Annotated in this window: 2 protein-coding genes; both read left to right on the forward strand. The window is 39.3% G+C overall.

The features are described from left to right. The first annotated feature begins 105 nt into the window (after positions 1–105). A complete protein-coding gene (locus ACHUFZ_RS21165; protein ID WP_394128704.1) occupies positions 106–873 on the forward strand; it encodes a hypothetical protein in 768 nt (255 codons plus the stop codon). A 195-nt stretch (positions 874–1,068) separates the two neighbouring features. Next, on the forward strand, positions 1,069–1,791 hold the full coding sequence (locus ACHUFZ_RS21170; protein ID WP_394128705.1) for a hypothetical protein: 723 nt from the start codon (positions 1,069–1,071) through the stop codon (positions 1,789–1,791). Positions 1,792–1,990: the final 199 nt, after the last annotated feature.

A 1,990-nucleotide genomic window follows, 5' to 3' on the forward strand; every position in this document is an offset into this window, starting at 1 on the left:
CGCTCTCACTTCGAGTTGAGTTTTGTGTTTACGGCGCAGTGTTTAAGGTCAGTGTTTGCGCTGCTCACACGTTAATTGGGCGTTATGTAAAATGAGGAAACTTTTTTGAGTCGTATTGGTTTGTTAAGACCACAGTTTTTTGTTTGGTTATTAAATTACATAGGTGTCCCGGCAACATTTTTATATTTTATCTCGATGTGTGTTGTACCTTGGTTCTACGGAGATTGGGAATATGTGCACCAAGTGTGGTTAGATTGGCAAACCTTAAACACAGGTGTTCTAGCGTTTATATCAAGCATTACAGCTTTTAATATTGCCAGTTTTACTGCTGAAATACAGAGAGCGCGAGAATTTGTAGCCGCTAGGGCATTATTACCACAAAAATTAGACTCTCTACTTAGGTACGTTGATAGTAGTGCAGAAGTTTTACAACAGGCTAATTTCTATCAGAAAGCGAGACAAGCCAGAGAGCAGATAAGCCCGCCAGAGCTCAATACTAGTGATTTGACGACCATTCAAGAGTGTATTCGATACGCTACTCCCGAGGTTGCAAAATACTTGGCAAATATTCTAAATCAATTGCAAGTACATAGCTCTAGGCTTGACTGGGTTTGTAGACGAAACGATAACAATCAGAGGTTTTACAATACGCTCTATTACGAGCTTGCTGTGCTAAGGAATAATATAACAAACCTATTCCCTTTAGCTCGAGGTGAAGACGACAAAATTAACACCGCTTGCAATAAAGGTGCGATTGACTTTGCGCTGCATATACTCAACATTCGTTATGAGTTTGTTGATGGGCTAGAGGACTATGTATCTGAAAGATTGGGGAAAATTTCACATAACAAAGCGTTTAAGAGTGATTCGTAACGCGTGGCATTTTTACTATGCGTTGGTTTTAGTGTTTAAGGCGTAATGCGGAGGCTTTTGTATTGCGTTACTCACACCTTAACGCGGCGTTAACTTTCACACAAGTCTGAACCACATACCTGATATATAACTATTTTTTTAAGTCAGTTGTTCAGTATAATATTTATATTAAACTTGATTACTATTGAGGGCGGTATGCCACTATCACATTCCTTTGAAGATTTAACTCAAACATTTCGTGTTCAAGTTGAATCTCATTTTAAATTCCAACAACTGATTTCAGTGGATAGACCTGAAGCTGTAGGTAATGTTGAAACCTCAGTTAATGCTATGCTGAATGCTTTCCACAATCTTTACGACCTAATGCAGCAAGAACTTGATGCGCCTGTTGATTGGTATAACACACCAGAATTATGCATTATTCTCGCTATTAGAAATGCTCGTCACCATAACAAAGCCAATAGAATTAGAAGCTTATACAATTATCATGTGCAAACAGCGGAGACACCTATAACAGAGCATAAGTATTATTACGCTAACTTTTTAGCCAACCCAGAAGAAGTTGGAGGTGGTTTCTTTGATATACCACTTTCATGGGGTGATCTCCGAACATTGCTAGCTTTACCGCGAAACGAGTCACGTTTAAGAGCATCGGCTGAAGGGATTATTCGTGAATATATCAACGCAGACTTGATTGAGGCATCAGCCGAAGAAGCCGGAGTTGACGTTAACGATATTTTTATAAACTTCGTACCACTAGCAATGAATGCTGGCATTAAGTTGTACCCATTTATCAAAGATCACGTTACCCCTAATTCCGTGGAAGCAAAATCATTTTTGAGTTTATTTGGCTCAGTTAAACCGTCTTTGACGAATGAGCCTGATTGTGATGTTCTTCCTTTTAGTCTTCCGTCGTAAAGAAAGTTAACAAAGCATTTAAGAGTGATTCCCAACGCTTGGCATTTTTCATTCCATCGTTGGGTTTTGTGTTTACGGTGGTATGGTTGAGTTTTGTGGTAGCGTTGCTCACACCTTAATGCGGCGTTATGTTTGCTTGTATTTCAGTGGCTTAAAGTTTCTTCGATCTATGTTCTTTGTCCCTTGGGCAGTTCGTTCG

The sequence above is a fragment of the Vibrio hepatarius genome, assembly GCF_043642085.1.
Lineage (GTDB): Bacteria > Pseudomonadota > Gammaproteobacteria > Enterobacterales > Vibrionaceae > Vibrio > Vibrio hepatarius_C.